The 24,302-nt window shown below is 41.5% G+C and carries 19 protein-coding genes; 6 read left to right on the plus strand and 13 right to left on the minus strand.

Features of this window, described 5'->3' with window-relative positions; translation table 11 throughout:
- Nucleotides 1-14: 14 nt before the first annotated feature.
- The gene (locus DUT71_RS14300) at nucleotides 15-3,158 is read right to left on the minus strand and encodes a SusC/RagA family TonB-linked outer membrane protein (protein WP_113663222.1); all 3,144 of its coding nucleotides are present in this window, start codon (nucleotides 3,156-3,158) and stop codon (nucleotides 15-17) included.
- A 578-nt stretch (nucleotides 3,159-3,736) separates the two neighbouring features.
- Between DUT71_RS14300 and DUT71_RS14310 the strand changes: the two genes are divergently transcribed.
- From DUT71_RS14310 to DUT71_RS14325, 4 genes are all read left to right on the plus strand, one after another.
- Entirely contained in the window at nucleotides 3,737-4,951 is a 1,215-nt protein-coding gene (locus tag DUT71_RS14310) for a glycoside hydrolase family 88 protein (protein WP_113663224.1), read from the plus strand.
- 204 nt (nucleotides 4,952-5,155) lie between these two features.
- Nucleotides 5,156-7,129 carry a heparin-sulfate lyase HepC gene (gene hepC, locus DUT71_RS14315; protein WP_113663225.1) on the plus strand — a complete coding sequence of 658 codons (1,974 nt, stop codon included), beginning with the start codon at nucleotides 5,156-5,158 and terminating at the stop codon, nucleotides 7,127-7,129.
- A gap of 13 nt (nucleotides 7,130-7,142) precedes the next feature.
- Nucleotides 7,143-9,110 carry a heparin-sulfate lyase HepC gene (hepC, locus tag DUT71_RS14320; protein ID WP_113663226.1) on the plus strand — a complete coding sequence of 656 codons (1,968 nt, stop codon included), beginning with the start codon at nucleotides 7,143-7,145 and terminating at the stop codon, nucleotides 9,108-9,110.
- An 11-nt stretch (nucleotides 9,111-9,121) separates the two neighbouring features.
- Nucleotides 9,122-9,997, plus strand: a complete 876-nt coding sequence (locus tag DUT71_RS14325) for a heparin lyase I family protein (protein WP_113663227.1) — start codon at nucleotides 9,122-9,124, stop codon at nucleotides 9,995-9,997.
- 340 nt (nucleotides 9,998-10,337) lie between these two features.
- Here the strand turns inward: DUT71_RS14325 and DUT71_RS14330 are convergent, their stop codons facing one another.
- The 5 genes from DUT71_RS14330 to DUT71_RS14350 form a co-directional block, all read right to left on the minus strand.
- On the minus strand, nucleotides 10,338-11,132 hold the full coding sequence (locus DUT71_RS14330; RefSeq protein WP_113663228.1) for a hypothetical protein: 795 nt from the start codon (nucleotides 11,130-11,132) through the stop codon (nucleotides 10,338-10,340).
- A gap of 24 nt (nucleotides 11,133-11,156) precedes the next feature.
- Nucleotides 11,157-12,164 (minus strand): LacI family DNA-binding transcriptional regulator, encoded by a 1,008-nt coding sequence (locus tag DUT71_RS14335; protein ID WP_113663229.1) that lies wholly within the window; start codon nucleotides 12,162-12,164, stop codon nucleotides 11,157-11,159.
- A 160-nt stretch (nucleotides 12,165-12,324) separates the two neighbouring features.
- A complete protein-coding gene (locus DUT71_RS14340) occupies nucleotides 12,325-12,657 on the minus strand; it encodes a phosphoribosylpyrophosphate synthetase (RefSeq protein WP_205313950.1) in 333 nt (110 codons plus the stop codon).
- Nucleotides 12,658-12,682: 25 nt separating this feature from the next.
- On the minus strand, nucleotides 12,683-13,222 hold the full coding sequence (locus DUT71_RS14345) for an outer membrane beta-barrel protein (protein ID WP_113663230.1): 540 nt from the start codon (nucleotides 13,220-13,222) through the stop codon (nucleotides 12,683-12,685).
- Nucleotides 13,223-13,238: 16 nt separating this feature from the next.
- On the minus strand, nucleotides 13,239-15,698 hold the full coding sequence (locus DUT71_RS14350; RefSeq protein ID WP_113663231.1) for a mechanosensitive ion channel family protein: 2,460 nt from the start codon (nucleotides 15,696-15,698) through the stop codon (nucleotides 13,239-13,241).
- Between the two features lie 126 nt (nucleotides 15,699-15,824).
- Between DUT71_RS14350 and DUT71_RS14355 the strand changes: the two genes are divergently transcribed.
- Both DUT71_RS14355 and DUT71_RS14360 read left to right on the plus strand, forming a co-directional pair.
- Complete coding sequence (locus DUT71_RS14355; protein WP_113663232.1) at nucleotides 15,825-16,661, plus strand: hypothetical protein; 837 nt, start codon at nucleotides 15,825-15,827, stop codon at nucleotides 16,659-16,661.
- A 19-nt stretch (nucleotides 16,662-16,680) separates the two neighbouring features.
- The gene (locus DUT71_RS14360; RefSeq protein WP_113663233.1) at nucleotides 16,681-17,358 is read left to right on the plus strand and encodes a hypothetical protein; all 678 of its coding nucleotides are present in this window, start codon (nucleotides 16,681-16,683) and stop codon (nucleotides 17,356-17,358) included.
- 338 nt (nucleotides 17,359-17,696) lie between these two features.
- Here the strand turns inward: DUT71_RS14360 and DUT71_RS14365 are convergent, their stop codons facing one another.
- The 7 genes from DUT71_RS14365 to DUT71_RS14395 all read right to left on the minus strand — a co-directional run bounded on the left by DUT71_RS14365 (nucleotide 17,697) and on the right by DUT71_RS14395 (nucleotide 24,045).
- A complete protein-coding gene (locus DUT71_RS14365; RefSeq protein WP_113663234.1) occupies nucleotides 17,697-19,127 on the minus strand; it encodes an anion permease in 1,431 nt (476 codons plus the stop codon).
- 10 nt (nucleotides 19,128-19,137) lie between these two features.
- Nucleotides 19,138-20,289 carry a porin gene (locus DUT71_RS14370; RefSeq protein ID WP_113663235.1) on the minus strand — a complete coding sequence of 384 codons (1,152 nt, stop codon included), beginning with the start codon at nucleotides 20,287-20,289 and terminating at the stop codon, nucleotides 19,138-19,140.
- Nucleotides 20,290-20,626: 337 nt separating this feature from the next.
- On the minus strand, nucleotides 20,627-20,926 hold the full coding sequence (locus DUT71_RS14375; protein ID WP_205313951.1) for a hypothetical protein: 300 nt from the start codon (nucleotides 20,924-20,926) through the stop codon (nucleotides 20,627-20,629).
- A 241-nt stretch (nucleotides 20,927-21,167) separates the two neighbouring features.
- Nucleotides 21,168-21,677 (minus strand): DinB family protein, encoded by a 510-nt coding sequence (locus DUT71_RS14380; protein ID WP_240186939.1) that lies wholly within the window; start codon nucleotides 21,675-21,677, stop codon nucleotides 21,168-21,170.
- A 236-nt stretch (nucleotides 21,678-21,913) separates the two neighbouring features.
- Nucleotides 21,914-22,720, minus strand: coding sequence for an alpha/beta hydrolase (locus DUT71_RS14385; RefSeq protein WP_113663236.1), 807 nt, complete (start codon nucleotides 22,718-22,720; stop codon nucleotides 21,914-21,916).
- A gap of 311 nt (nucleotides 22,721-23,031) precedes the next feature.
- On the minus strand, nucleotides 23,032-23,556 hold the full coding sequence (locus DUT71_RS14390) for a GNAT family N-acetyltransferase (RefSeq protein WP_113663237.1): 525 nt from the start codon (nucleotides 23,554-23,556) through the stop codon (nucleotides 23,032-23,034).
- A 36-nt stretch (nucleotides 23,557-23,592) separates the two neighbouring features.
- Nucleotides 23,593-24,045 carry a MarR family winged helix-turn-helix transcriptional regulator gene (locus DUT71_RS14395; protein ID WP_113663238.1) on the minus strand — a complete coding sequence of 151 codons (453 nt, stop codon included), beginning with the start codon at nucleotides 24,043-24,045 and terminating at the stop codon, nucleotides 23,593-23,595.
- Nucleotides 24,046-24,302: the final 257 nt, after the last annotated feature.

Consider the following 24,302-nt stretch of genomic DNA (forward strand, 5'->3'; position numbering starts at 1 on the left):
ATCTCGATTAATAATTATAAGGATACATTAATACCTGCCACAAAAGATTTTGCCCTTGGGTAGGCACTAAAATCAACTCCGGGGGTTACGCCACTTCTCATTACGCTTACTTCAGGGTCATAGCCAGAGTAGTTAGAAAATACATGCAGATTGTAGGCCGTTACATAAATGCGGGCATTTCCAACCTTTACCTTGCTCAACCATTTTTGTGGCAGCGTATAACCTAGGCTCACGTTATTGATCCGCAAGAACGAACCGCTCTCAATCATTTTATCATACAAACGCCTGTCCTGTGTGCCAATAGTATTTGGAATAGTTTTGCCTTGGTTCAATGCTTCCAGCTCGGCAGGCGAAGCTAATTGCCCGTTGGCGTTAATGGTGGTCCAACGGTTAGCGGTATAGGCAAAGTCATTGCTGTATTCGTCCAAAAGCTGCATGTTAAGCTTATTGGCATTATACACCTTGCCCCCAACTGACCAGTTAAGGAACACACTTAAATCAATCCCTTTGTAGCTGAAGGTATTGTTAAACCCTCCGGTAAATTTAGGGTTTCCGTTACCTAAAATGGTACGGTCCCTTTCATCAATCTTACCATCGCCATTCAAATCCTTAAACTTGATATACCCCGGCTTAACCGTAGTTGCATCAGTTACTACACCACTTTTAAGTGTGTAGGTATTGGTAGTGGCGTTATAATCGAAATCACTTACCTGATATAAGCCATCTTGAATATATCCGTACATGTTGCCTACTGGCTGGCCAACTTGCAAAATATAATCGTTGGTATTGGTGTAGCTATTTACCACCATAGAAGTTTCATTTTCACTTAAACTGAGTACTTTGGTTTTATTGAAGGCAAAGTTTAAGGTACTGTTCCAATTAAAATTGGCGTTACGTACGTTTACGGTACTTAGCGTAAATTCTACGCCCTTACTGGATGTAGTACCAATGTTCCTCAACTGTGTAGCGAAGCCAGAGCTGGCCGGAATACGGGAACTGAACAGCAAATCTTTAGAACGATTGCTATATATCTCGGTAGTTAAGGTAACCCTTTGTTTAAACAAGCCTAAATCCAAACCAATATTGGCGCTTTGCAACGCCTCCCATTTTAAAGCCGGGTTGGGTAAAGTGTTTAGCGCTACGCCGGTAGTTGGCTGGTTGTTTAAGGGATAGCTCACATTGCCAAAAGTACCGAAGGCCAAATAGTTGGCAATTCTGTTATTGCCTGCTGTACCATAGCTAAAGCGCAGTTTCAAATCAGAAACGGCCCGTACGGATTTCATGAAATCTTCCTGAACAACTTTCCAGGCCAAGGCAGCCGAAGGGAAAACGCCCCAACGGTTATCTGCCCCAAATTTGGAAGAACCATCAACACGTAAACTAGCGGTTAACAGATATCTGCCTTTATAGCTGTAATTGGTCCTGCCAAAAAACGACAACATCTTTTCATCCTGAGCGAAAGAACTTGGTATAACCGTAAGCGTTCCGAAACCCAGGTTGTCCCAGCCTACATTTTCGGCAGGGAAAGCAGAGGCCGATGTAGAAAAACCTTCGTTATAATTGTAGATATACTCCTGGCCCACCGAAACATCTAACTTATGCGCTTTGTTAAAAGTATTGGCATAGGTGATGGTGTTATTGTAGTTAAAACGGGTAGAGGCATTTTGGCCAATGCTTCCAAAGGCGCCGCCACTTCTAAAGGCTACCACAGACCTTGAATCTGTAAATGCTTTAGTTTTATTACTGATATCTGAATAGCTCACCAAACCACGGTAAGTTAGGTTCTTCAGAAAATGGTACTGTAAACTGGCATTTAGGTTCAGTGATTTGATCCGGTTATCCCTTTGGTTAGCCTCTGCGGCCGTTTGTGGATTTTGGAAGGTAGGCAAACTGGAATTTGGATCCAGCGGGTCTAGATCTTGCGTTAACAAATCCTGATCACTTCCGTTTAAACCTATTATTGGTCGGTATTGAAGGATATTTTGTAAGAAACTTAAACGAGCGTTACCACCTTCAGTAGTACCTATCCCGGTAATTTGCTGGTTGGCGTAGTTCACAATGGCATTCACCGTTAGCTTTTTACTAACATTGTGGTTCACGGTTAGCTTGGCAATATCCTTTACCGAACCGCTCGAGGTCATAATGCCCTCATCTTGATTGTGCGAATAAAAAACGTTGAACTGCGTTTCGTTATTGCCACCGTTTACGCTAAACTTGTGGTATTGGCTCATGGCTGTATTGCCAAAAAGCACATCCTGATAGTTGTTGCCTGCCCTATTTTCATAGTTCTTTTTCAAGTCGGCAAAAGTTCCATAAGCGGATAAAAATTTCTGCTGAACGGCCGCCGAAGAATTGGCGGCGTATTCATACTGTCCCAAAACATACTCATATCCCGATAGCATAGGCAGCTCGGTAGTGATTTTCTTAGCCCCCACATAATTGTCATAGCTAATCCTCAGCTTTCCCGATTTGATTTTTTTGGTAGTGATAAGAATAACACCATTGGCCCCACGGGCACCATAAATAGAAGTAGAAGAAGCATCTTTCATCACATCAACCGATTCGATATCCATAGGATCCAGGAAAGAAAGTCCATCGGTTTGCGGTACCCCATCCACTACGTATAGCGGCTCATTACTTTGGGTGATGGACATCCCTCCGCGTAAGGTAATTTTGGGTTCCGAGCCCGGCGTGCCATCGGCCATGGAAACTTGTGCACCTGCAATACGCCCTTGCAAAGCCTGTGCTACATTTTGCACTGGAACTTTCGCAATTTCTGTTCCTTTAACTGAAGAAATAGCCCCTGTTAAATCGCCCCTGGCAGCGGTTTGTCCATAACCCACCACCACTACTTCGTTTAGGTTGTTTTGTTCGTCTTGCAAACGGGCATCAACTGTTGTCCTTCCGTTTACTCTTTGCTCTTGTGTTTTAAAGCCCAGGTAACTAAATACTAGCGTAGCACCTGGCTTCACTTTAATTTGATAAGCACCGTCAGTACCAGAAATAGCTACATTGGAAGTTCCTTTCTCGGTAATGGTAGCTCCCGGCACGGGCTGGTTGGTTTGATCTCTGACTATCCCCTTGATTAAGGAGGCATCTTGTCCATACGTCTGTAAAATACAGAAGATGAACAAAAAAGTTAATGAGATTTGTTTCATGTTGGGTTAGTTTGTTTAATTAGCAGCTCAAATACCAAAACATTGTAGCCGAGAAAGCAAAGCTGCAACAAGGATCAAAACAAAATAAAAAGTAAAAGGACAACCCCTTGCTATTCTTGTTGTTTACTGCTGAGCAGAACTCGGTCATATTTGGTAGGAGCGAAAATAGCAATACCTATTGCTCATCATGTTTCAAATTTGGTTAAAATGCTATCAAATTTAGTTAATCCCAAAGGAGAAAAACCTATACATCTGTAGCATAGCCTTGATTTTATTGTTTGTACTGCGATTTAAACTGCGCAGGCTTTGAAAATCCATGCAGTTTGCAGGCCGTTAATGTTGGCCAGAATTTCGGCAAATGTTTCTCCCCCCTCTTAGCAAAAGAGAAGTCATACCGTGGATAGAGATGTGCCAACTGAGCCTTGTAGGTTTTAAAAAGTGATGCGTTTTTTGCTGGCCAACCAACATTCAACAAAATCAAAAGCATTATACTGAAAATCAAAAGCCCGTAGAAAAAGCATCCGCTAACTTCACCTTTCGTTAACTAACAAAAATATAAACCGAATTATTAAGCTTTAATGAAAAAGACCTTTAGGATTTTACTAACGGCTACTGCTATTGCCTACGGTGGGTATGCCCATGGCCAAACGGATCAAACGCAAAACAAATGGTTGGCAAAAGCCACCGATATTATAGCCTACCAATTAAAACAAGCAAGCAACAAGTACCAACCAGGCAAAAATCCACGCTCAACCAATCCTGATGGCTCCGTAAGACTGGCCAATTACCGAGATTGGACCACAGGTTTTTTTCCGGGCTCATTATGGTACGGATATGAACTTACGGGAAATAAGGAACTGGCCAACCAGGCCAAGCGCTTTACCCTAGCGCTCGACTCTGCCAGATATATTAAAGATACCCACGACCTCGGTTTTATGCTATATTGCTCGTATGGCAACGCCTACCGCATTACCGGCGACCAGGCTTACTTACCGGCATTGGCCGATGGGGCAAAACATCTTTATCAACGTTTTGACAGCAAAGTTGGCGCCATTCGTTCCTGGGATTTTAGCTGGTGGCATTTCCCTGTAATTATTGACAATATGATGAACCTGGAATACCTGTACTGGGCCGGCAAGCAGTTCAATCAGCCAAATTATGTGCATGCCGCAAATACCCACGCATTAACCACCATTAAAAACCATTTCAGGAAGGATTTCAGTTCATATCACGTGGTAGATTACGACCCTAAAACGGGGAAAGTACTGGCTAAACGTACGCATCAAGGCGTTACTGATGAATCAGCTTGGGCACGTGGGCAGGCCTGGGCACTTTATGGATATGCCATGTGCTTTGAAAACACCAGGAATCCAGCATTTTTAACGCAGGCCGAGCAAGTGGCCAAATTTATCATGAATCATCCGCGTATGCCAAAAGATAAAGTACCTGTTTGGGATTTTGATGTGCACAATGCTTTGGATACCGAAGAAAAAGCACCAAGAGATGCCTCTGCTGCTGCAATTATGGCATCAGCCCTGCTTAATTTAAGTACCCAGGTTAAGGATGGACAAAAATATTTCAACTATGCTGAGGAGATGCTACAGTCTTTATCATCCGACAACTATTTGGCCAAGGCCGGAGAAAATAATTTCTTCATCTTAAAACATAGTGTAGGCGCTTTTCTTTATAATTCGGAAATAGACACTCCTTTGGATTATGCAGACTATTATTATCTTGAAGCATTAAAAAGATACGTGGCCATTAAAGGGCAAAATAAACCAACCATGAAGTAATAACGGTTAAAACTTTATTTAAAAAATATTAAGGTAAAATGCTTATTTAGAAAGACTTTCATTTCAAACCCAGCTGTGAAATCTTTGAAAATAAAGGTTATCGCAGAACTTCGGATCTGCTCCAGCTTACGGTTGAAATAACCAGATATCTCCAATAAATTTTAATGCCTTATGTTTTAATTTATACACCTTTATGTTGTTCAAATGAATTTGCTTATAAAATTTTCCATTTGCATTACCATATTAATTTTCAGCACCAACTGTTGGGCGCAGGAACAGGCCATTACCAAGGAAAGTTTTGCCAACATCAACCTGAACTACCCTGGGCTGGAAAAGGTAAAAAAGGCCGTGGCCGATACCAAATACGAAGCAGCAGCGACAGCCTTGTTGCAATACTACCGGGAACGTACCGGCGTACACCATCTTAGCTTCAACAGCAACGACCACCTGAAATTTGCCGGTAAAAAGGTAAATGCCGAAACACAGCAATTGGCCGACGATATTTTAGTGCACAAGTTTAAGCCCCACAAAGGCTATCCCAGTTATGATTATGGCCAGGACATCAACTGGCAATATCGCCCAGTACAAGATCAATTGCTCACCACGTTTTTACACCGAACCGCTTTTTGGGAAAGTTTGGGCCTGGTTTATCGAAGCTCTGGCGATGAACGTTATGCCAAAGAATGGGTTTTTCAGGTACGGGACTGGATCAAAAAAAACAAACAGGGTGCCTATGCCAACGACAAAGATTTTGCCTGGAAAGCCTTTGTGGTTTCTTTTAGGCTGAACCATTGGAGCGGTTTATTCAATCTGTTCCTCCGCTCCTCAAATTTTAGTCCAGCCTTTTTAATGGAGTTCTTAAAATCATATCATGAGCAGGCCAACTACGTGATGGCCAATTATACCGATATAGGCAACCATCGTTTGTATGAAGCCTTGCACCTCATGTATGCCGGAAGCAATTTCCCCGAGTTTAAGCAAGCGGTTGCTTGGCGAAAAAGTGGTATCGAAGTACTCAATGCCGACATTCAGAAACAGGTATTGCCCGATGGTATACAGTTTGAGCTGTCGCCAGGTTACCACATTGGTACCATTAAGATTTTTCTGGATGCCCTACACATTGCGCAATTGGCAGGTATCGCAAACGAATTTCCCATAAGCTACAGTCAACTGGTAGAAAAAATGGTATTGGGCGTTGGCAAGTATTCATTTCCGGATTATACTTATCCTTTGTTTGGCAACTCCTTTAAAACCAACAAAGAAACTATGTTGAAGAACTATAGGGAGTGGGCCAAGGTTTTTCCTGCAAACAAAGTCATCGAATATTATGCTACTGATGGGGCTACGGGACAAAAACCCAACTATTTATCGAGCAAATTGCCCAACGCGGGCTTTTATGCTTTCAGAAATGGATGGAATACCAACGCCACCGTTATGCAAATCAAAGCCGGACCACCGGCAGGATTTCACTCACAGCCTGATAACGGCAACTTTGTACTTTGGGTGAAAGGTCGAAATTTTACACCTGATGCGGGAAGTTTTGTGTACGCCAATGTTGGCGACCAGGAAAATGCCAAAAGGGATTGGTACCGCAGCACCAAAGCACACCAAACGCTTACCCTTAACAACCAGGATCTGATAAATGATGCCAAGCTCCTTAAATGGCAAACCACTGATACACTGGATGTACTGAGCTACCTCAACCCAAATTATCCAAACCTGCAACATCAACGGGTTTTCTTATTTGTAAACCAAAGCTATTTTATCATTTTAGACCGTGCAATAGGTACGGCAACTGGTACACTGGGCATCCATTTTAATTTAAAGGAAGACAGTGAACCTTGGTTTGACCAAGGCAACCATCGCGTTTATACGACTTATACCGACGATAACAACTTAATGATCCAATCTTTCAACAAAGAAACTACGTTAAAAAAGGAAGACAGTTTTGTATCCTACGAGTATCAGAAGGAAAGCCCAAGGCCCGCCTTTGTATTCGAAAAACCCAAAACAAATACAACCGACCAAAATTTTATCACGGTGGTTTATCCTTATCAGGGAAAAGTGCCTCCCGCCATTCAAATCACACCAAATGCCCAACATGATTTAGCCAAGGGCGAAATAGATTTGAACGTTAACATTGGAGGTAAAAACAAACACATACAATTAAAACTTTAAACCAATATACCAGATGAACAAAAAATCGATATTATGTTGCGCTCTTTGCCTGTTGGTGCTTTTTGCTAAAGCACAACAGATCACCAAAGAAAGCTTTCAGGTAATCAACCTGGATTATCCTGGATTGGAAAGCGTAAAAAAGAACTACGACAGTGGAAACTATGAAAAAGCGGCCGAAGCCCTTTTGAGCTATTATAAGCTCAGGAATGCGAAAAAGGAGCCTGATTTTAGCAACGCAGAAGCCATTGTAGACGTAAAACAACCTTTGAGCAAGGCTAACAAAGCTACCGCCGATAGTGCCTTATTGCACCGCTTTCAACCACACAAAGGCTACGGCTTTTTTGATTATGGAAGCGATATCAACTGGCAAAATTGGCCGGTAAAAGACAACGAGGTGCGTTGGCAGCTTCACCGTGTAAAATGGTGGCAAGCCATGGCTTTAAGCTATTACAGCATTAAAAACGAAGCCTATGCCAAAGAATGGATGCTGCAATTTTTAGATTGGGCCAGGAAAAACCCACTAGGACTATCAAAGGATAACGACCGCTTTGCGTGGCGGCCGTTGGAGGTGTCGGACAGGGTGCAAAGCCTGGTGCCCACTTTTGATATCTTCGTGAAATCGCCCAATTTTAATGCCTCCTTTTTAATGGCCTTTTTAAACAGCTATCATCAACAAGCTAATTACCTTCCTGCTAACTACGCCAACGTGGGCAACCACCGTTTGTTTGAAGCGCAAAGGGTATTGTTTGCAGGAGCGTCCTTCCCTGAATTTAAAGATGCCCAAGCCTGGAGAAAAAGTGGCATAGAAGTACTTAATGCCGAAATTAAAAAACAGGTATATCCTGATGGAATGCAATTTGAACTATCTCCGGTTTACCACGCCGCCTCAATAGATATCTTCCTGAAAGCCTATCGCTCTGCACAAAAAGCTCATGTGGCCAACGAATTTCCAGAGAGCTATAAAAATACCGTAGAAAGTATGATTGTTGCTTTTGCCAGCATCCTATTCCCTGATTATAATGCGCCAATGTTTGGCGATTCATGGGTGGCCGAAAAAAGGGTACGACTTAGGCAATTCAGCAGTTGGCTCGAAGCATTCCCTAAAAATGAAACCATCCGCTATTTTGCTACCGAAGGAAAAGCGGGCAAAGCACCCAATTTCCTATCCAAAGGCCTAACTACCGCAGGTTTTTATACGTTCCGCAATGCCTGGAAAGATCCTGCAACCATTATGGTATTAAAAGCCAGCCCTCCAGGAGAGTTTCACGCGCAACCTGATAATGGCACCTTTGAACTTTGGAAAAACGGACGCAATTTTATGCCTGATGCGGGGGTTTATGTGTACAGTGGCGATGCCGAAATTATGAAGCAAAGGGAGTGGTACCGCCAAACACGTTTGCACAATACCTTAACCCTCGACAACAAAAACATGGTAATTACCAAAGCAAAGCTAAAGCAGTGGAAAACTAGCCCTAAGCTTGATCAGCTTACCTACACAAACCCTAGCTATCCTGAACTTGAGCACCAACGTACCGTACTTTTTGTAGATCAGCAATATTTCATCGTCATTGACCAAGCCATTGGAAAAGCTACGGGAAAAATAGGTGTTCATTTCCATTTAAAAGAAGACAGCAAAGCCGCCAAAAATGATCGCCAAAACAGCGTACAAACCAATTACACCGATGGCAACAACCTCTTGATCCAATATCTAGGGACAGATAAAGTGAACTTAAATGCCGAAACAAGCAAGGTGTCATACGAATATCGGAAAGAAATGGAACGACCAGCTTTTGTATTCGAAAAAAACAAGGCTGATGGCAATACGCAAACTTTTGTTACCGTACTTTATCCTTTTGAGGGACAAAAAGCCCCGGCAATTAGCTTTAAAGAAAACGCTGGGAACGATTTTTCCAAAGGGCAAATTAACCTGAGCATTACCGTGAATGGCAAAACCAAAAACATCAAATCATTATCGAACTAAATGTTTGTAAAATGGAAGTGAAAAGTTTTATTTATCTCGCCCTTGCAGGTATCATAGCCTGTACGGCTTGTGGCAAAAATGAGGGCTCAAACGCTTCTCCCGAGAAAAAAGAGCCTACTAATGCCAGCGGCCAAAACGGTACTGCCATTAATAGCGACACCATTTTAAATATCACCTATGAAACGGGTGCCTTAAATGGCGGTTTGGCAGACATTGTGGCTACCAAAGCCACGGCCAGTGATGCAGCCAGTTTGGTGAGCCCTGGGCGTAGTGGCAATTATGCTATTTCACATAAGGTGACCTTGGGCGACGCTGGTTACTATTCTAATGAGGCCTATCGTAGCGAAGCCGATGCTATCAACATTAATGAGGCCTTATTTTTCCCGGGACAGGAACGTCGTTACGAGTTCAGTCTTTACTTAAAAGATTGGCAACAGTGGAACTCGGCAAATCCACCCTATGGCGATAATATCTTTCAGCTAAAAGTATCTGGCGGAGATCCTGTGCCCGTGAGATTGCTCACCAAACGCCACGCCATTACGGTAAGATATGATGCTACGGGCAATGGTATCGTCATTGCTGATTTTAGGCCCCAAATTAACAAATGGGTTGATTTCCGTATTGACGTGAAATGGACTTTAGATAATACAGGATATTTCAAAATATACACCAAATACCAAGGTGAGCAGGATTTCACCCTTCGTTTTCAAAATTTGAACGCTCGTACTTTTACCGGCACACAGCTGTCCAACGGACAAAAAGGCTATATTAAATGGGGTGTTTACCGCGAAGCTGGGGAAGATAGCAATGGCAATGTGCTATTGACCGACAATGTGCTTACAAGGATTGCCTACCATGATAACATTAGAATCGTTAAATTGAATTAATGATGGCCTAGTCAGACTTACGAAGTTTAAAAAACTTCGTAAGTCTTAGAAATCCAAAGCAGTAGCTTAAGGCTTATTTTCTAACGTAAATATAGGTCACCCTTTCAGGGCTTAAAATGTTATAATTATTACACCGCCTCGCGGTTGTGGCGGGCTTAACGAATTGCCTAAACAGTTAGTAGCCTGATCCCTGCCTCCATGCTGGGGCCATTATTACCAACAATCCAAAGAGCTGATATAATGATAGTATAAACGATTATTCATTTGAACCACAAAGTGGTGACGTTTAACCAAAACCATGGCTTCCAGTTAAAGTTGGGCTTTGTAAGTTTTAAAAAAACTATTTCACTTTTTTAGCCTGTTCCAAAAGCCACTGCGCTACATCATTGGCCGCTTTATCGTTCTCAAACCTTGCCGGTAATCTTCCATTGGTGTATTCATTATAAAGCCAAGGATCGCCTACGGCCAAAACCACTCCCTTGCCATATTTAACACGTACCATCGCATTTTTTCCATCTTTGGTTTGAAGCACAGGAATTGCCGAGTGTTGAATGGCTATAGACGCCGCATTCTTGATAAAGATATTTTTTGAGGTTTTAAACAAATCACTTCCAGCAGTTGCTATTCCACCATCATCAAAATGTTCATCGTCCTTTACTGCCAAAATAATATCACTGTTAAAAGTAAACCCAAATTTTGCCGTAAGGATGTTAAAATGCTTCAGATCAGCGTTAGCTTCATCATTACCCATCAATAACAATACCCCTCCAGCTTTAACCCAATCGGCAATGATTTGCGCACGTTTCTCATCCATGTAATTGGGGTTCGGATTATCACCTACGTGATCTGGATCAACGATAATATAAACGTCTGTTTTTTTTAGATTTTGTGGGGTAGGTGCCTGTGCCAGACTGGTTAGCGCCTTTGCGCCATTTTTCAAAAATGTTTCGCCAAAAATGGAAAAACCCGACATTTCCTGATCCGTCCACAAATAATGGAAATCTTTCGTTGTTCCGTCTTTCGTTTTCTTGGTTTCCTTGTTGTAATAGTTGTCAACGGTAACCGTTTGAGCGCATGCGGTTAAACCTATGGACAAGGCCACTAGGGCAATGCCAGTCTTTTTCATTTTAATCATTGATGAGTGTATGTAGTTAATTTATTATATACCTATGCCTTCTTCTAATTTAGTAGGTAAATAGATGGTTTCAAAATCAGTTTGACCAGGATGCCTGATCAATTCCAACAATTGTCCTACTGCGGCCATGCCTACCTGGTAAGCAGGCTGTACAATTCGTGTAGGATTTCCCAAAAGGATGTCGGCAAGCTCGCTGTTGCAAAAACCAACCAGCGGAATATCGATCCGTAATTTCTGCAAGCACCTAATGGCCGTAGTGGTAAAAGTATCCGTGGTAGCAAATATGGCATCAAATTGGTGCTGTTCTTTTAAATGCTTAACAAATACCTTTTCCAGCTGCTGCGTTAACTGCTCTTTGCAGGTGGGATCAACATTTACCACCTCGCACAAATGTTTGCCGGGCGCCAGTTGTTCCATTGTACTTAAAAATCCATCTACCCTTTCCCTGCTTAGCCAAACCTCCTCCAGACAGCCAATTACCAAAATCCGCTTCATGCCCTTTTTTAATAGATACTCGGCCGATGTTTGTGCGCCCAAAAAATTATCAACCGCCACTTGATGCGTTTTAATCTGATGGCTAATACGATCAAACAATACCATGGGCAAACCTTTGGCCTGCTGCTCAACCAAGTAGCTTAAATCAAAGGTGTTAAAGCTCGGTGAAATCAGCAGTCCGTCGATACCGTTATGGAGTAAGCGCTCCACGCATTCTTTTTCGGCATTAAAGCTGCCCTTGCTTTGCATCACCAAAAACTGGTAACCGGCCTGGTTACAACCGTCGTAAATCCCGTTCAGTACTTGCGCCATAAATGGCTTATCCATGGCGCAAATAACCACACCAATGGTTTTGGTGCTTCCTTCCCTTAAACTTTTGGCGTATCGGTTTACGGTGTATCGGCGCTCCATAGCGTGTCGTTTTACCCTTTCCTTGGTTTTTTGACTGATTTGGTAGTTATCAGATAATGCTCTGGAAATGGTTGAGGTAGATAATTGCAGTTCTTGCGCCAATTGCTTTATGGTAGTTTTTCTCATCGCCTGCTCAGTTTAACGCCACTATTGGCATTACAAAATTAGCATCTAGTTAAGGCCGCAAGTTTCGATTTGGTTTAAATTGCTATCAACATTGTTGAATTTAGCAAGGTATCGCCCCGCCATCCGCAAGCTAAACAAACCGATGAACCCACCAACCAGTTTACGGCCAAATACCCGAATGATCTTCGTCAAAGATTATTTTTGCAATCACTTCATCCGCCCTATCATCCGTATAAATTCCGAAACCATTCACAAAAACACCTTTGGCGCCATCTTTTATGTTGCGCATAGCGTATAAAATAGCTTCGTCATCAGGATCATTTTGCCCCGTAAAACGATAGATCTTATCGATCACAATATCTGAAAGATTTACTTTCTCGCCTCCATCGCGATAGGAAATGTGCTCTTCCAACAGATTAAAATCTTCTACATAGCCCCTTTCCCGCAGTACTTCCATCACTTCCGATAATGTTTTTTCTGTCCGTATGATCATAAACAGCTCTCTATAGTTAATTCATTTATAGCATAAAATTATAGCCTATTCTAATGCCAACAAATTTGATATCATAAAGATCATCTTTCACATCTGAGCTTTGGTATTTTACGCCCAATTCAATTTGATTGATCATATAGCCTGCACCAATGGCCCATCCAAAAGCCGTTTGACTGCCATTTGCTTTTACGCCCGAAGCACTTTTACCTGATATTCTGTTGATAGAAATGCCTGCTTGGGTGTCTAAAATAACTTTACCGAAAAGATAGCGGTAGCCCGTATAAATTGGAATAGCAGAATAAGAGCCGCTTGCGCCATCAGGAAGGTCTTTCAAGCCAAATCGGTTGTAACCTGCTTCTAAAGTAACCTGATGCGGGCTACTTTTTCCGCCAATGCCATACATCCCCTTTAAGCTGCCACCAAAGCCTGTATTGGCAATATCGTTTAATTTTTCTGTTGGGAAAGCCACACGGGCGCCTACCTGTATGCCGTTTGTTCCTTTTTGGGCGCTAGCTGCCGAAAAGATCAAAACTGAAGCCGAAAAGAGTAAGAGTTTTTTAATCATGCGATGTTAGTTTATGTTAAGTTTTATTTTTCTTGAGTTCAGCGGGATGTACAAATACCTCTTGTTTTGGATACGGAATCTGTATATCGTTTTTAATAAATAACTGGTTGATGGCTACAATCACGTCGCTTTTAATTTCGGCCAACTGTTTCGTTTGCCTGCTCCAATAAAACACCTGCATTTCCAGGGCTTCGGGGCTAATATCTTTAAAAAACACTGTAGGCTCTGGATGTTTCAGGATGCGTTCATCGGCCAAAAGCAATGCCAATATATCCTGCTGTACTTTCTTGAGATTTGCACCATGGGCAATGTGGAGTACTACAGAAGTTCGCCTTTTGCTGCTTCCACTTGACCAATTAATCAGATGCGAATTCAGCAAATCGCCGTTAGGCATCACCATTTCGGCACCATCAAAAGTACTAATGATACTGCTACGGAAACCTATGGATTTAACTGTGCCACTTTTGCCCGCTATTTCTACTTCGTCTTCCAGGTTCAGCGGTTTTTCAAACGCAATGACCAATCCGCTCACCAAATTATTCACCAAAGATTGTAGGCCAAAGCCAATACCTACTCCCAAAGCACCTAACACTATGGCAATTTTATCGATAGGAATACCTACCGCAGCAAATGCCAAAAACAAGCCTAAAAGGATAATGGTAATACGAATTAACAAAATCCAGCTTCCAATGCCTTTTTTATCGTCTTGTTTGGAAAAAGTACGTTTATCAACGGCAAAAAAGGAGACAACTTTAGAGATGACCACCGACACCGATACCACAAAGAAAAACAAAATCAGGCTGCTGATACTAAACGTATAGCTTCCTATAGCCCTTTGGTCGAAGAAGAAATTCCTTACCGGCTCTACAATGAAAGCGTAGGCAGGGAAATTGCGGCCGAACAAGATCAACCAACCAATCACAAGTAGTACATAAAGCAATATCGGTGCCTTTTGCCCCACTTTATCAAAATTCATGAAAAACAGGCTTTTATCTTGCCTTGCGTATAGGTTAAATGCCAATTGCAATCCTTGGTTGATTAACCTTACCATCCATAAAAACATAATGGCGATGATGACGTTTACATAGCCTGCCACCAATAAGGATTTAGCTAAATTATAGCTACCCAACAGGTTAAATATTAAGGCAAACACTTCTAACACGACCATCAGTCCAATGGCATAAACAATTAGGCTTTCCTTTAATTCCTCACGTTTTCCCTTTTTAAAGATCAAAAAGCCCAGAATCAAACCTGCAACAGATAGAATGAGCATGTACCATCTTTCTGAACCCGAAGCTTGAAGAATGAGGTTATCAATGGCCGAAAGTACAAACAACAGCAGCATGCCCAGCCAGGCATACATCCAAAACCTGGTGATATAACCCCGCATCAATAAGGTAAGGGCTATCGCAGCAACCAACCAAAAACATAAACTAAAAATAAAGGGAGGCGCATTGAACAGGAATTGCGACAGGTTTGCGATAATAAAGATAGCCGAGAGCAAAGGATGCCTGATGATCAAATGTTCTTTGCCTACAGCTTGGCCTGCTGCTTCTTTACGATAGGCACTTTTAAGCGACAATACAAACGAATAACAAACCAGCAGCAACAATAAAGCACAAGCCAAAATACCCACGTTGCTGAGGGTAAAAAAGCGTAAAATCAACTCGCTTTTTTGTACAGAGTAATCGATTATTTGCCCAAATGGCCTAAATATCTCTGAAGATTGCCACAAATAACTCAGTTCTGGATGAAATAACTGATCTGACATTTGTTGCTGAAAATGCGTCACTTCATCAAGATGGTTTTCTAAACTATAAGCTTGCAAACTCGCTTGATTTTGCAACGATTGGGTTTGCATGATCGATTGGTCAATGACACTGTCAATAGGGGCCACTTCACGAGCCAACACCACCAAGGTTTGCATGTACTTGGATAACTTTGCTGAATCCTTAGGGAAGCTAAACAGTTCCTTGGTTTTGGAAAGGGAATCGATTTGGTATTTAAACTGCGAGAGCTGTTTTTTATGATTATCCAATTTGGTTTTCTGTAAATTACACCGCTCCAGTAAAGCATTCAGGAGTTTTTGGGTAGATACCAAATTCCGATAAGTCCTTGGGGTTTCTTTGTCAGCAAAAACACCATCGCCCGCCAAATTTGCATACTTTGCAATCAACGAAAGTTCGTTTTTCGCCGCTACAGTATCTAAACCTGTACGAAGGTAAAGTTTAGCTTTTTGGACATTTTTCTTAATCTCTACCAGGGTGGCTTCTTGTACCTGTTCCGCTTTGTCTGTTTCAAAATCTGCTGCACTGCTCAAGGCAGAGGTTTTGGCAAATTCCTGCATCTTTGCGACAAAGCTTTTTGCGTTTGCGGTATCTTTCTGATTTGATTTGTTGGCTTGTCCGTAAGTTATACCAAATAGCCCAACTAAAAGAAGCAACAAACTGAGGAAACGGGATAGTTGAGGTTGCATATCAAATCAAATAAGTAGAGAGTAGCCATTAACTACTCTATGCCATGAAAATAAAAAAATATTCGCTAAAAGAGTAATTTTTAAAACACTAAAAAGCTAATTTTATAGTAAACAAAAATATTAGCTATGAGCAGACCTCTCCTATTGCTGTTGGTGCTTTTGTTCTCTATCAGCACTTTTGCCCAAACTCCAGTTGACGTTATCCTGAAAATGAATGGCGACGAAATGAAAGGTAAAATCACCAAGATTACCGACACCGATCTGACCTTTATTTACAGTGGCGAAACCTTGGAATACACCGTTAAGAAATCGGATATTTTAAAAATTACCCATTCAAGTGGTAGGGTAGAGATCATTAATCAACCTCCTTTGCGTTCTGATATTCGCAAGAACGACCAAATTGTAATGAAAGGCACTCCTGCCGACCATCATAATCGCATTGCGGTACTTCCTTTTCATTACCTTATGGAGAACCAACCTGGAGCCGATGAAATAGGATTAAGTGCCCAACAAGATACTTATAGTTTCTTATCTCAGCATTCGGCAGGCTATACTTTAATTGATCCAAGAACCACTAACGCCTTATTGGCTAAAGGTGGGGTAACCAAGGAAAACATTACTGGTTTCACCATGAACGAACTGTGTAATATTTTGGGTGTGGAGTATATTATTGATGGCACCGTTAAGCAAAATAAAGCTTCACAAACCAGTTACACCAGCGGCAACTCAAATACCAATGTGAAAAGAAACGGGAACGACAAGGTTACCAAAGTCAATACCTACGGATCAACCTATTCCAATGCCGAACAACGTTATGATGTTTCGGTAAGTTTGAGCATTTATAACGACAACAATGCCAATATCTACAACCAAAGCCACAGGGCATTTTTCTCCAATACAGATGGAGGTTTCAGTAGTCCATTGCAATACCTTTTAAAGCGTTGTCCTTTATACCGTAAATAATTTTAAAAGTCCAAACTATATGAAAAAGCTGTTTCTTTCTTTGCTGATGATCACCTTTGGCTGTGTTGCCTTTGCCCAAAAGAGCCTCGTGCTGCAAGCCTTAAAAAAGTACAATGTTAGCGAAGAGGTGTTGAACCCTAATTTGAAAGATAATTTAGAAAAGTACGCACACGAAGTGCAAAGAACGGTAACCATTAACGATAAGGACAAAGTATATATTTCCAGTTTCGACCCCAATAAACAAGATCCACCACAATGGACATTGGTTTCGGTAAATGGTAAAAATCCTTCTAAAGGTGAACAAAAAGCCTTTGAAAAGGAGCATAATCAGAAGACTGATTTTAAAGTGGATGACAATTCCTACAAAATCAGCAAAGATGATGGCAACACCTTGGAAATTACTTATCAATATGACCCAGCTAGCGTAGATAGCGACCATGGTTTTTTTAAGGATTGCCTGTTTACACTACACATTAATGCCAAAACGGGCAGATTGGAAAAAATGACGGAAGTAAACCTGAAAGATTTAAAAATTAAAATCCTCAAGGCCACTAAGCTTACTACAGAAGTGACTTATCAATACATTGAAAAGGATAAAACTTACGTGCCTTTGAATGACCGTGTAGAGGTAGTGATTAAATTGTTGGGCAACGAAATGCCCATGATCACTACCGACAAGTACACTTTGAAACCATAAGTTGTACATTCATCGTCCATGATTCAACACTCTCGAAATTTCGTCCTTGCGAGGTACGAAGCAATCTTAAAGCGATAGCTTTTAAGCTCAACAATATAGCAGTGAGATTGCTTCGTACCTCGCAATGACGGACTATACCTCTAAATTTCAATCAAAAAAGGCCGCTGGATATCCAACGGCCTTTTTGATTGATGCTCAATATCATGTTTTGCTCATCAAACGAGATTGATGATAGGAAGTTAGATTGTCCAGTACGTGAATTACTAAAAACACGCACAAAAAAAGTCCGGTTAAGGCCATCCAAAGTTTATAGGCCTGCGTGATTGTTCCTTTAGCCTTTACCATAACCCAATTACTTTCCACCAAAGTCCGCCAATCACAAACCAAATTAACAGGAAGAGCACGCTAATGAAGAAACCGTGCTTCCACCAGTCTTTCATGTCTACGTAGGTGCTACCGAAGAAAATAGGCGCCGGACCATGACCATAATGCGTTAAAGAACCCATCAAGGTAGCACAGGCCCCCAAGAAAATAGCCAACATGGTGCCTGGTACGCCTACCGAAATACCCACCGCCAAAAACACCGAATACATGGCCGCAGCTTGTGCCGTGGCACTGGCAAAAAGGTAATGACAATAAGAATAGACCAATATGATGATGGGAAAAGCCAATTGCCAACTGAAGGTGCTCATTTTAGTACCCACCAAATTGCCAAACCAACCGATAAAGCCAAGGGAATTTAAATAGGAACCCATCATTACCAGCGACGAAAACCAAACAATGGTATCCCATGCCCCTTTTTCCGATTTCACGTCATCCCAGGTTAGTACGCCACAAAGCAATAAGATCGACAAACCAATTAATGCACCAGTAGTGGCATCTACGGCAAATAAATTTCCAAATATCCATAACACCAAAAGAATGATAAAGGTGGCCACCATGAGCCATTCCTGCCTGGTTACAGGTCCCATTTCTTTCAGCTTTTCTGCGGCTAAACGTGGGGCATCTGGTGTTTTTTTTAATTCAGGCGCATAAAATTTGTAAAGAAAAAGTGGCGCCAATATAAAACAAGCCAGTCCAGGAATTACCGCTGCCATGAACCAACTGCTCCAAGTAATGGTAATGCCCAAATCTTTGGCGAATTTTTGTGCCATCGGGTTACTGGCTGTAGCTGTTAAAAACATTACCGAGGTAATCATGTTGGCATTATAGCTGCTCAAAGTTAAAAAGGAACCTATTTTGCGATGGCTCTCCACATTTTCGGGCGTTGAGCCCATGTTTACCGCAATGGATTTCATGATCGGGAAAATTACCCCACCAGCCCTTGCCGTGTTACTAGGAATAGCAGGAGCAAGAATCAAATCGGCAGTATTAAGACCAAAGGCTAATCCCAGCGAACTTTTACCGAACATGCGGATAAAATTATAGGCTAATCTAGTCCCTAGTCCCGTTTTAATAAAACCTCTGGCAATAAAGAAAGCCAGGCCAATTAACCAAATGGTTGAGTTGCCAAAACCACTTAAGGCATTTTTGATCGATTGTGTGGGATCTCCGGGCGCCAACACTTGCGTAGCCGCACAAACGGTCATACCAATCATGGCCATAGAGCCCATAGGTGCCGCTTTAAGGATAATACCGATAATGGTGGCCGCAAAAATAGCCAGCAAATGCCATGCATTGGGCTTAACACCTTCTGGCACGGGAATGAACCAGATCATGAGGCCAATAACTACGGTAATGGCCAGCGATTTTAGGTTAACTTCTTTCATAAACTAGGGTTTAAAAACGGACCTGCAATTGCAAGTAATATAGATGACTATCGTAAGTGGTGCTTAGCGGGACATTGCGATCATACATATTGAGGGATACCCCTGTTTGAATGGCCGCGTAAAAATCGTCGGCAAATACCAGTGAAATGTTAGGAACAATATTCCTTCGCACATTTTTATCGAGCTTATAATTCAAATCCAAGTACTCGTACCGTGAGGAGAACTCAATTCCACGCAAACGCGGCAGGTTGCAATTGTAACGCAGGATGGGGAATACATAAAAACCATGCATCCGCACTTTAGATAGGCTTGGTGCATTGGTGGTAAACGTGTTGAACAATGACAGGTTACTTCCGTTTTTATACTCGCCACTTAAGGAGAATTGCCACCTGTTTCCAAACTTATGTGTAGCCACCACGTCAGCGCCCCAGGCATCACCTTGGCCACTGCCCATGCTTCCTACCGCAGCGTTCACGCCTACAATAAGTTTCTTGGCTAATTCGGCCTCAATACGCCCATAAAAGTTTTTAGCATCATCGTTATCACTGGATTCGTTTCTATTATTTCCGTTGTAAACGCCTACATAATACCTGATGGGCATTTGGCCGGTTGAGGTCACATCGCCAAACAGCGACAAACCTATTTGAAAACTTTGCCATCCACTGGCGCCAAAGGCATAATATTGGTTAGAATAATCGAAGGTTCTAATCACATCTACAGGAAGGGCATCCTCTATCCCAAAGAAAGGCCTGAATTGACCCGCCTGTACCTGAAAATGCTTGCTCAGCGTGTATTTCACATACGCATTTTCCAGTACCTTGTTGGCGGGATTGGAACTAAACTCGGCAAAGTTGAACATGATATTGGCGGCGAAATGGTCGTTCACGTTCCCCTTTACCTGAAGTCTAACTCTTTTTAACAAAAACGCATTGGTGTTTTTACTGGTGGATGCGTCGTTAAAATTTTTGCCATTGATATCTATGTTATCAGACAGCGAAGCGAGAAATCTGGTTTGTAATAAACCCGCAAAGCCAATGGATCGTTTGTAGGTAGAATAGTTGGTGATGGTATCTCTATCGATGCCCGAGATGTCAGTTTGCTGAGCGATGGCTGGCAGTGAGAAAATGAACAAAAATGAAAATAGTAGACATTTTTTCTTCATAATGAGCGTATTTGAATTTAATAATCCACCAAGTTCTAAATTGCATCATCTACACCAACAAGTTAAAACCTATGCTACAAGATAGGAATAAATCATTACTTCCAAAAGGAATATTTATTGTTAATCCTTCATGGGCAATTATCAAATCTATTGGGAAGTTATTATTTGGATTAACCCTTACGTGAACACTCAGCTTCAACCTTTCGACAAACAGTCCACCGTCTTTTCTGAGGGTTTCTTGCAGCCAAAAAACAACATGCCTACCATGATTTAAGCTGTTATTAGTCGCTCCTTTTTCATGAATTTAATTTTAAAATACTCTAAATTTTACTAGCTCTTATTTTACGTGAATAGTATCTAACTTAGCGGTGGCCTGTTGGTGCCTTGCGGCTATATTTGCTTCTTCAGAAAAATAATTTACCTCAAAACCACGATAGCTTAGCATCTCGGCCGTATGTGAAATAATCAATCTTAACTGGAAACGCTCTATTAAGGCTTTGGCTTCCTGGATACCTCGGTTTAAATCAATTATCCCTCTTATTTCTATGCCATTTTTAATGAGTTTAAACTTGGTTGGTTCAAATTTGTCAATAAACTTCTGTAAATCTGCGTTTGGTTTAAGTACGGTCATTTCCATATGATGTGTTGTTTTTATGCCACAAAACAAATTATTGTGGGTTAAAGCAATGTTTAATTATTGTTATCCTTAGCCATTTTTATGGTTAAAAAGGGCGTTTTACAGCTTGAACAGCAAATGTTGTATTTTGTTTGGAACATATTTTAAACACCACTATCCCACCATGGGTTATCGTGTTAAAGCAATAACCTACCTATAGGCTTAAAACAGCCATATATAAAAAGACTAGAAAAATTGCAGATTAACCTTGCGGAGCCATTTCTTCGTAGGTGGGGCCATACAAGCCCGGTGGTTTATTGCCCGTAGCACGAAGATAGACTACCATTTCGCCCCTGTGGTGATAGATGTGACTGAATAAGAAACTACGTACTACTGTTGCCCTGGGCATTGGGCCAAGCACCGTACGTTCGCCTATTTTCATGGTCCAAGGCTGTTGCAAACTGTCCTCGGAAGCTAATTTCATAGCTGCTCTGGCCTTTTCCACATTTTGTTCAAAAAGGGCCAAAGTTGCGGCAATATCGCTTGGCTCTCCCCGTTCCAAATGATCGGTGGCCATATCATACACTTCATTTTTGAACACTCCTACATACCAATAATAAATGGTGGCAATATGCTGGGCTAATTGGCCCATTGTCCACGAAACGGGAGAAGGTTTGTAGGCGATATCTTTTTGGGGGATGGCCCTTAACAGTTTACGGGTACCGGCTACCTCGTGTTCAAATTCGGCTATGAGCGATTGCAACATCATCATTAAATTTAGTTCTTAGGATCATCAATAGAACCTCAAATTACAGAAACTTAACGGCCCATGCAATAAAAAAGCGTAATGATCACAACGAGTACAAATAAAACTTTCGAGAGATCTGCTTGGTATTCCCTGATATTCATACAAATGGCTTTGAAACTAAACATATCAACGCTGCTTTTTGTTTTTAAGTATGAAGATCAAACCCATCGGAATGGGGAGTCCAATGATCTAGGGATACGCTATTTCTTCAAATTATTGCTGATGAACAGCAACTGATATTTAATGGCATCAGCCCAGTATTGCCAGTTATGTGCTCCAGGATTGGTCATAAAGGTATGCGGAATGTTCTGGTAAGCCAGTTTTTCATGCAATTGTACATTTACCTTATAGAAAAAATCTTCCGTTCCGCATTGAATAAACAAAGCCAATGAATTAGGGGTAAGCAAATGGGTTAAATTAACAACCGACCTGCTTTCCCATTGCTCAGGTTTTGCGGCATAGGTGCCAATACGTTTGGCAATATCCCAGTTGTTTGGGAAGGGTCGCAAATCAACCCCACCACTCATGCTTCCGGCCACACTAAACACATCCTGGTGTTTAAAAGCCAGGTAAAGAGCTCCGTGGCCGCCCATGCTCAGCCCTGTAATTGCTCTTGATTTTTTATCTGCAACGGTTTTATACTTTTCATCAACCCATTTCACCAATTCAGTAGCTACATAGGTTTCGTACTTATTTTCGGGCTGCTCGGGGCTATCAAAATACCAGCTACTGAAATTTCCGTCCGGACAAACAATTATCAGTTGATACTGATCTGCCAAGTCCTTAATAGCCGGAACTTTTTTGATCCAATCGCCGTAGTTGCCAGAATAACCATGCAACAGGTAAACTACGGGAAATCGGTTGCCATTGGCATAGTTGGCAGGTGTTACCACTACTGCTTTGATCTCCTTTTTCATGGAAGCACTATAAGTTTTAACCGTATCCACATTGGCGGCAAAAACGTTCACCGCCAATAGCATTAGCAATATGCCCAGTAGTTTTTTCATCTGTTTATTGTTTGTTAATGGACAGTCCTATTAAGGCTGCTGATCATTTGTAGTCCTGTTAATGTTAAATCGTTTTTGAAGATAGATATTTACGTGTAATTATTGAAAATTTACAAGCAAAATGAATTTATCCGCCAAAAACAGTTGTTCTTTTGTGGCACAACATGGATACTGTTTTACTCTTATCATTTTTTGGCAGGGCAACCGGAAACCATAAAAAACTCCTAAAACCACATACCAACCAACGCAAAAATATAAACCTGGCAAAATTAAGTTGCTTTAAGGCATCTCCCTTTTGACGAAATCTATACTCATATAACTTTTCTCATTTTAACTAATTCCAATTTTTCGCCATCAGATAGCGGCTCAACTATGTTCCGTATTTCCGAAAAGCCCATCGCTTTATAAAGTGGAACGCCGGGCAATGTAGCACCAAGCTCGATGCTTGAAAATCCGTGTTCTTTCGCCTTGAGCTCGCAATGTTCCATAATCTGCCTACCAATGCCTCTTCTTGCATAATCTGGATGAACAAAAAAAGCTCTAATCCTTGCAGCATCGGTTTTGTGGTCTAGCAAGGGATCTTCTAATTCCTTATGTTGATCACCTCCATATAGCGTTTTTCGCATACTCCATCCACCACATCCGGTAATGATCCCGTCAGTTTCCACAACGTAATAGGTGCCATCACTGATCAGCTGTGTATCGATACCAAAGATATATTTGAGGGCGCTCTCAATTTGGTTTGGCGAGTAGTATTCTCTACTTAAGCGCCGCACTGAAAGGGCTAAAAGTTTTTTTAATTCAGGGATGTCCTGAAATGTGGCTGGCCGTATCATAAAATTTGCTCAGATAATTTTTTGGTGGTTTATTGGCTATGGTTTCGTTTTTTTGCTTGTGCTGTTTTTATTGAGAATCTTAATTATCGAGTTCATATGATGGGCAAGTTGCTCCATGTCGGTACAAGATAAACCTTTTAATAGGCTTTCAAGCTTTTTATCTGCCAACGCATTCAGCATGCCAACTTCGTCTCGCCCTCTTTTTGTCAAAGATATTTGGCTTGTTCTGGCATCTTTTCCAGTTTTTGATTTAGTAACCAAGCCACTTTCTTCAAACTTTTTTAACACCCGGCTCAAGTATCCTTTATCGATGAGCAAAGCGTCTATAATTTCTGAGATATCCATTTTGTCCCTCGGAGATATTTCGAAAAGAATCCTCGCTTCTGTTAAGGTATATGGCGTCTCGAGATATCCCTGATCCAATAGCCCTATTAGGTTGGTATAATAGCGATTGAATACTCGCATATCATTGATGGTTAACTTTTCCACGCGTTCATGAATTTTGATATAATTTCCATAATGCTAAAGTAATTAATTTAGTTGACTAAGTCAACTAAATATCTCTATTTATCTTTTCATTGGAAAACACCTTACTCACTTGAGGTGAATGATAAGGATGAACTAGCGCCTATTAGAGACCCATTCTTACCATTCCTGTCAAACTATCCAACATATATCAACATATCCTAATATGGTGGGGGATATTCCAAAAGTGGCCACCTTTTTTTTCTTCAAAGTGGCCACTT

The sequence above is a fragment of the Pedobacter nanyangensis genome (assembly GCF_003313505.1).
In the GTDB taxonomy this organism is placed as follows: Bacteria; Bacteroidota; Bacteroidia; order Sphingobacteriales; family Sphingobacteriaceae; genus Pedobacter; species Pedobacter nanyangensis.

Excerpts from the sequence above, each read along its gene's own strand:
- DUT71_RS14300 (WP_113663222.1), bottom strand. The coding sequence starts at position 3,158 with ATGAAACAAATCTCATTAACTTTTTTGTTCATCTTCTGTATTTTACAG.
- DUT71_RS14310 (WP_113663224.1), top strand. The coding sequence starts at position 3,737 with ATGAAAAAGACCTTTAGGATTTTACTAACGGCTACTGCTATTGCCTAC.
- hepC (WP_113663225.1), top strand. The coding sequence starts at position 5,156 with ATGAATTTGCTTATAAAATTTTCCATTTGCATTACCATATTAATTTTC.
- hepC (WP_113663226.1), top strand. The coding sequence starts at position 7,143 with ATGAACAAAAAATCGATATTATGTTGCGCTCTTTGCCTGTTGGTGCTT.
- DUT71_RS14325 (WP_113663227.1), top strand. The coding sequence starts at position 9,122 with ATGGAAGTGAAAAGTTTTATTTATCTCGCCCTTGCAGGTATCATAGCC.
- DUT71_RS14330 (WP_113663228.1), bottom strand. The coding sequence starts at position 11,132 with ATGATTAAAATGAAAAAGACTGGCATTGCCCTAGTGGCCTTGTCCATA.
- DUT71_RS14335 (WP_113663229.1), bottom strand. The coding sequence starts at position 12,164 with ATGAGAAAAACTACCATAAAGCAATTGGCGCAAGAACTGCAATTATCT.
- DUT71_RS14340 (WP_205313950.1), bottom strand. The coding sequence starts at position 12,657 with ATGATCATACGGACAGAAAAAACATTATCGGAAGTGATGGAAGTACTG.
- DUT71_RS14345 (WP_113663230.1), bottom strand. The coding sequence starts at position 13,222 with ATGATTAAAAAACTCTTACTCTTTTCGGCTTCAGTTTTGATCTTTTCG.
- DUT71_RS14350 (WP_113663231.1), bottom strand. The coding sequence starts at position 15,698 with ATGCAACCTCAACTATCCCGTTTCCTCAGTTTGTTGCTTCTTTTAGTT.
- DUT71_RS14355 (WP_113663232.1), top strand. The coding sequence starts at position 15,825 with ATGAGCAGACCTCTCCTATTGCTGTTGGTGCTTTTGTTCTCTATCAGC.
- DUT71_RS14360 (WP_113663233.1), top strand. The coding sequence starts at position 16,681 with ATGAAAAAGCTGTTTCTTTCTTTGCTGATGATCACCTTTGGCTGTGTT.
- DUT71_RS14365 (WP_113663234.1), bottom strand. The coding sequence starts at position 19,127 with ATGAAAGAAGTTAACCTAAAATCGCTGGCCATTACCGTAGTTATTGGC.
- DUT71_RS14370 (WP_113663235.1), bottom strand. The coding sequence starts at position 20,289 with ATGAAGAAAAAATGTCTACTATTTTCATTTTTGTTCATTTTCTCACTG.
- DUT71_RS14375 (WP_205313951.1), bottom strand. The coding sequence starts at position 20,926 with ATGGAAATGACCGTACTTAAACCAAACGCAGATTTACAGAAGTTTATT.
- DUT71_RS14380 (WP_240186939.1), bottom strand. The coding sequence starts at position 21,677 with ATGATGATGTTGCAATCGCTCATAGCCGAATTTGAACACGAGGTAGCC.
- DUT71_RS14385 (WP_113663236.1), bottom strand. The coding sequence starts at position 22,720 with ATGAAAAAACTACTGGGCATATTGCTAATGCTATTGGCGGTGAACGTT.
- DUT71_RS14390 (WP_113663237.1), bottom strand. The coding sequence starts at position 23,556 with ATGATACGGCCAGCCACATTTCAGGACATCCCTGAATTAAAAAAACTT.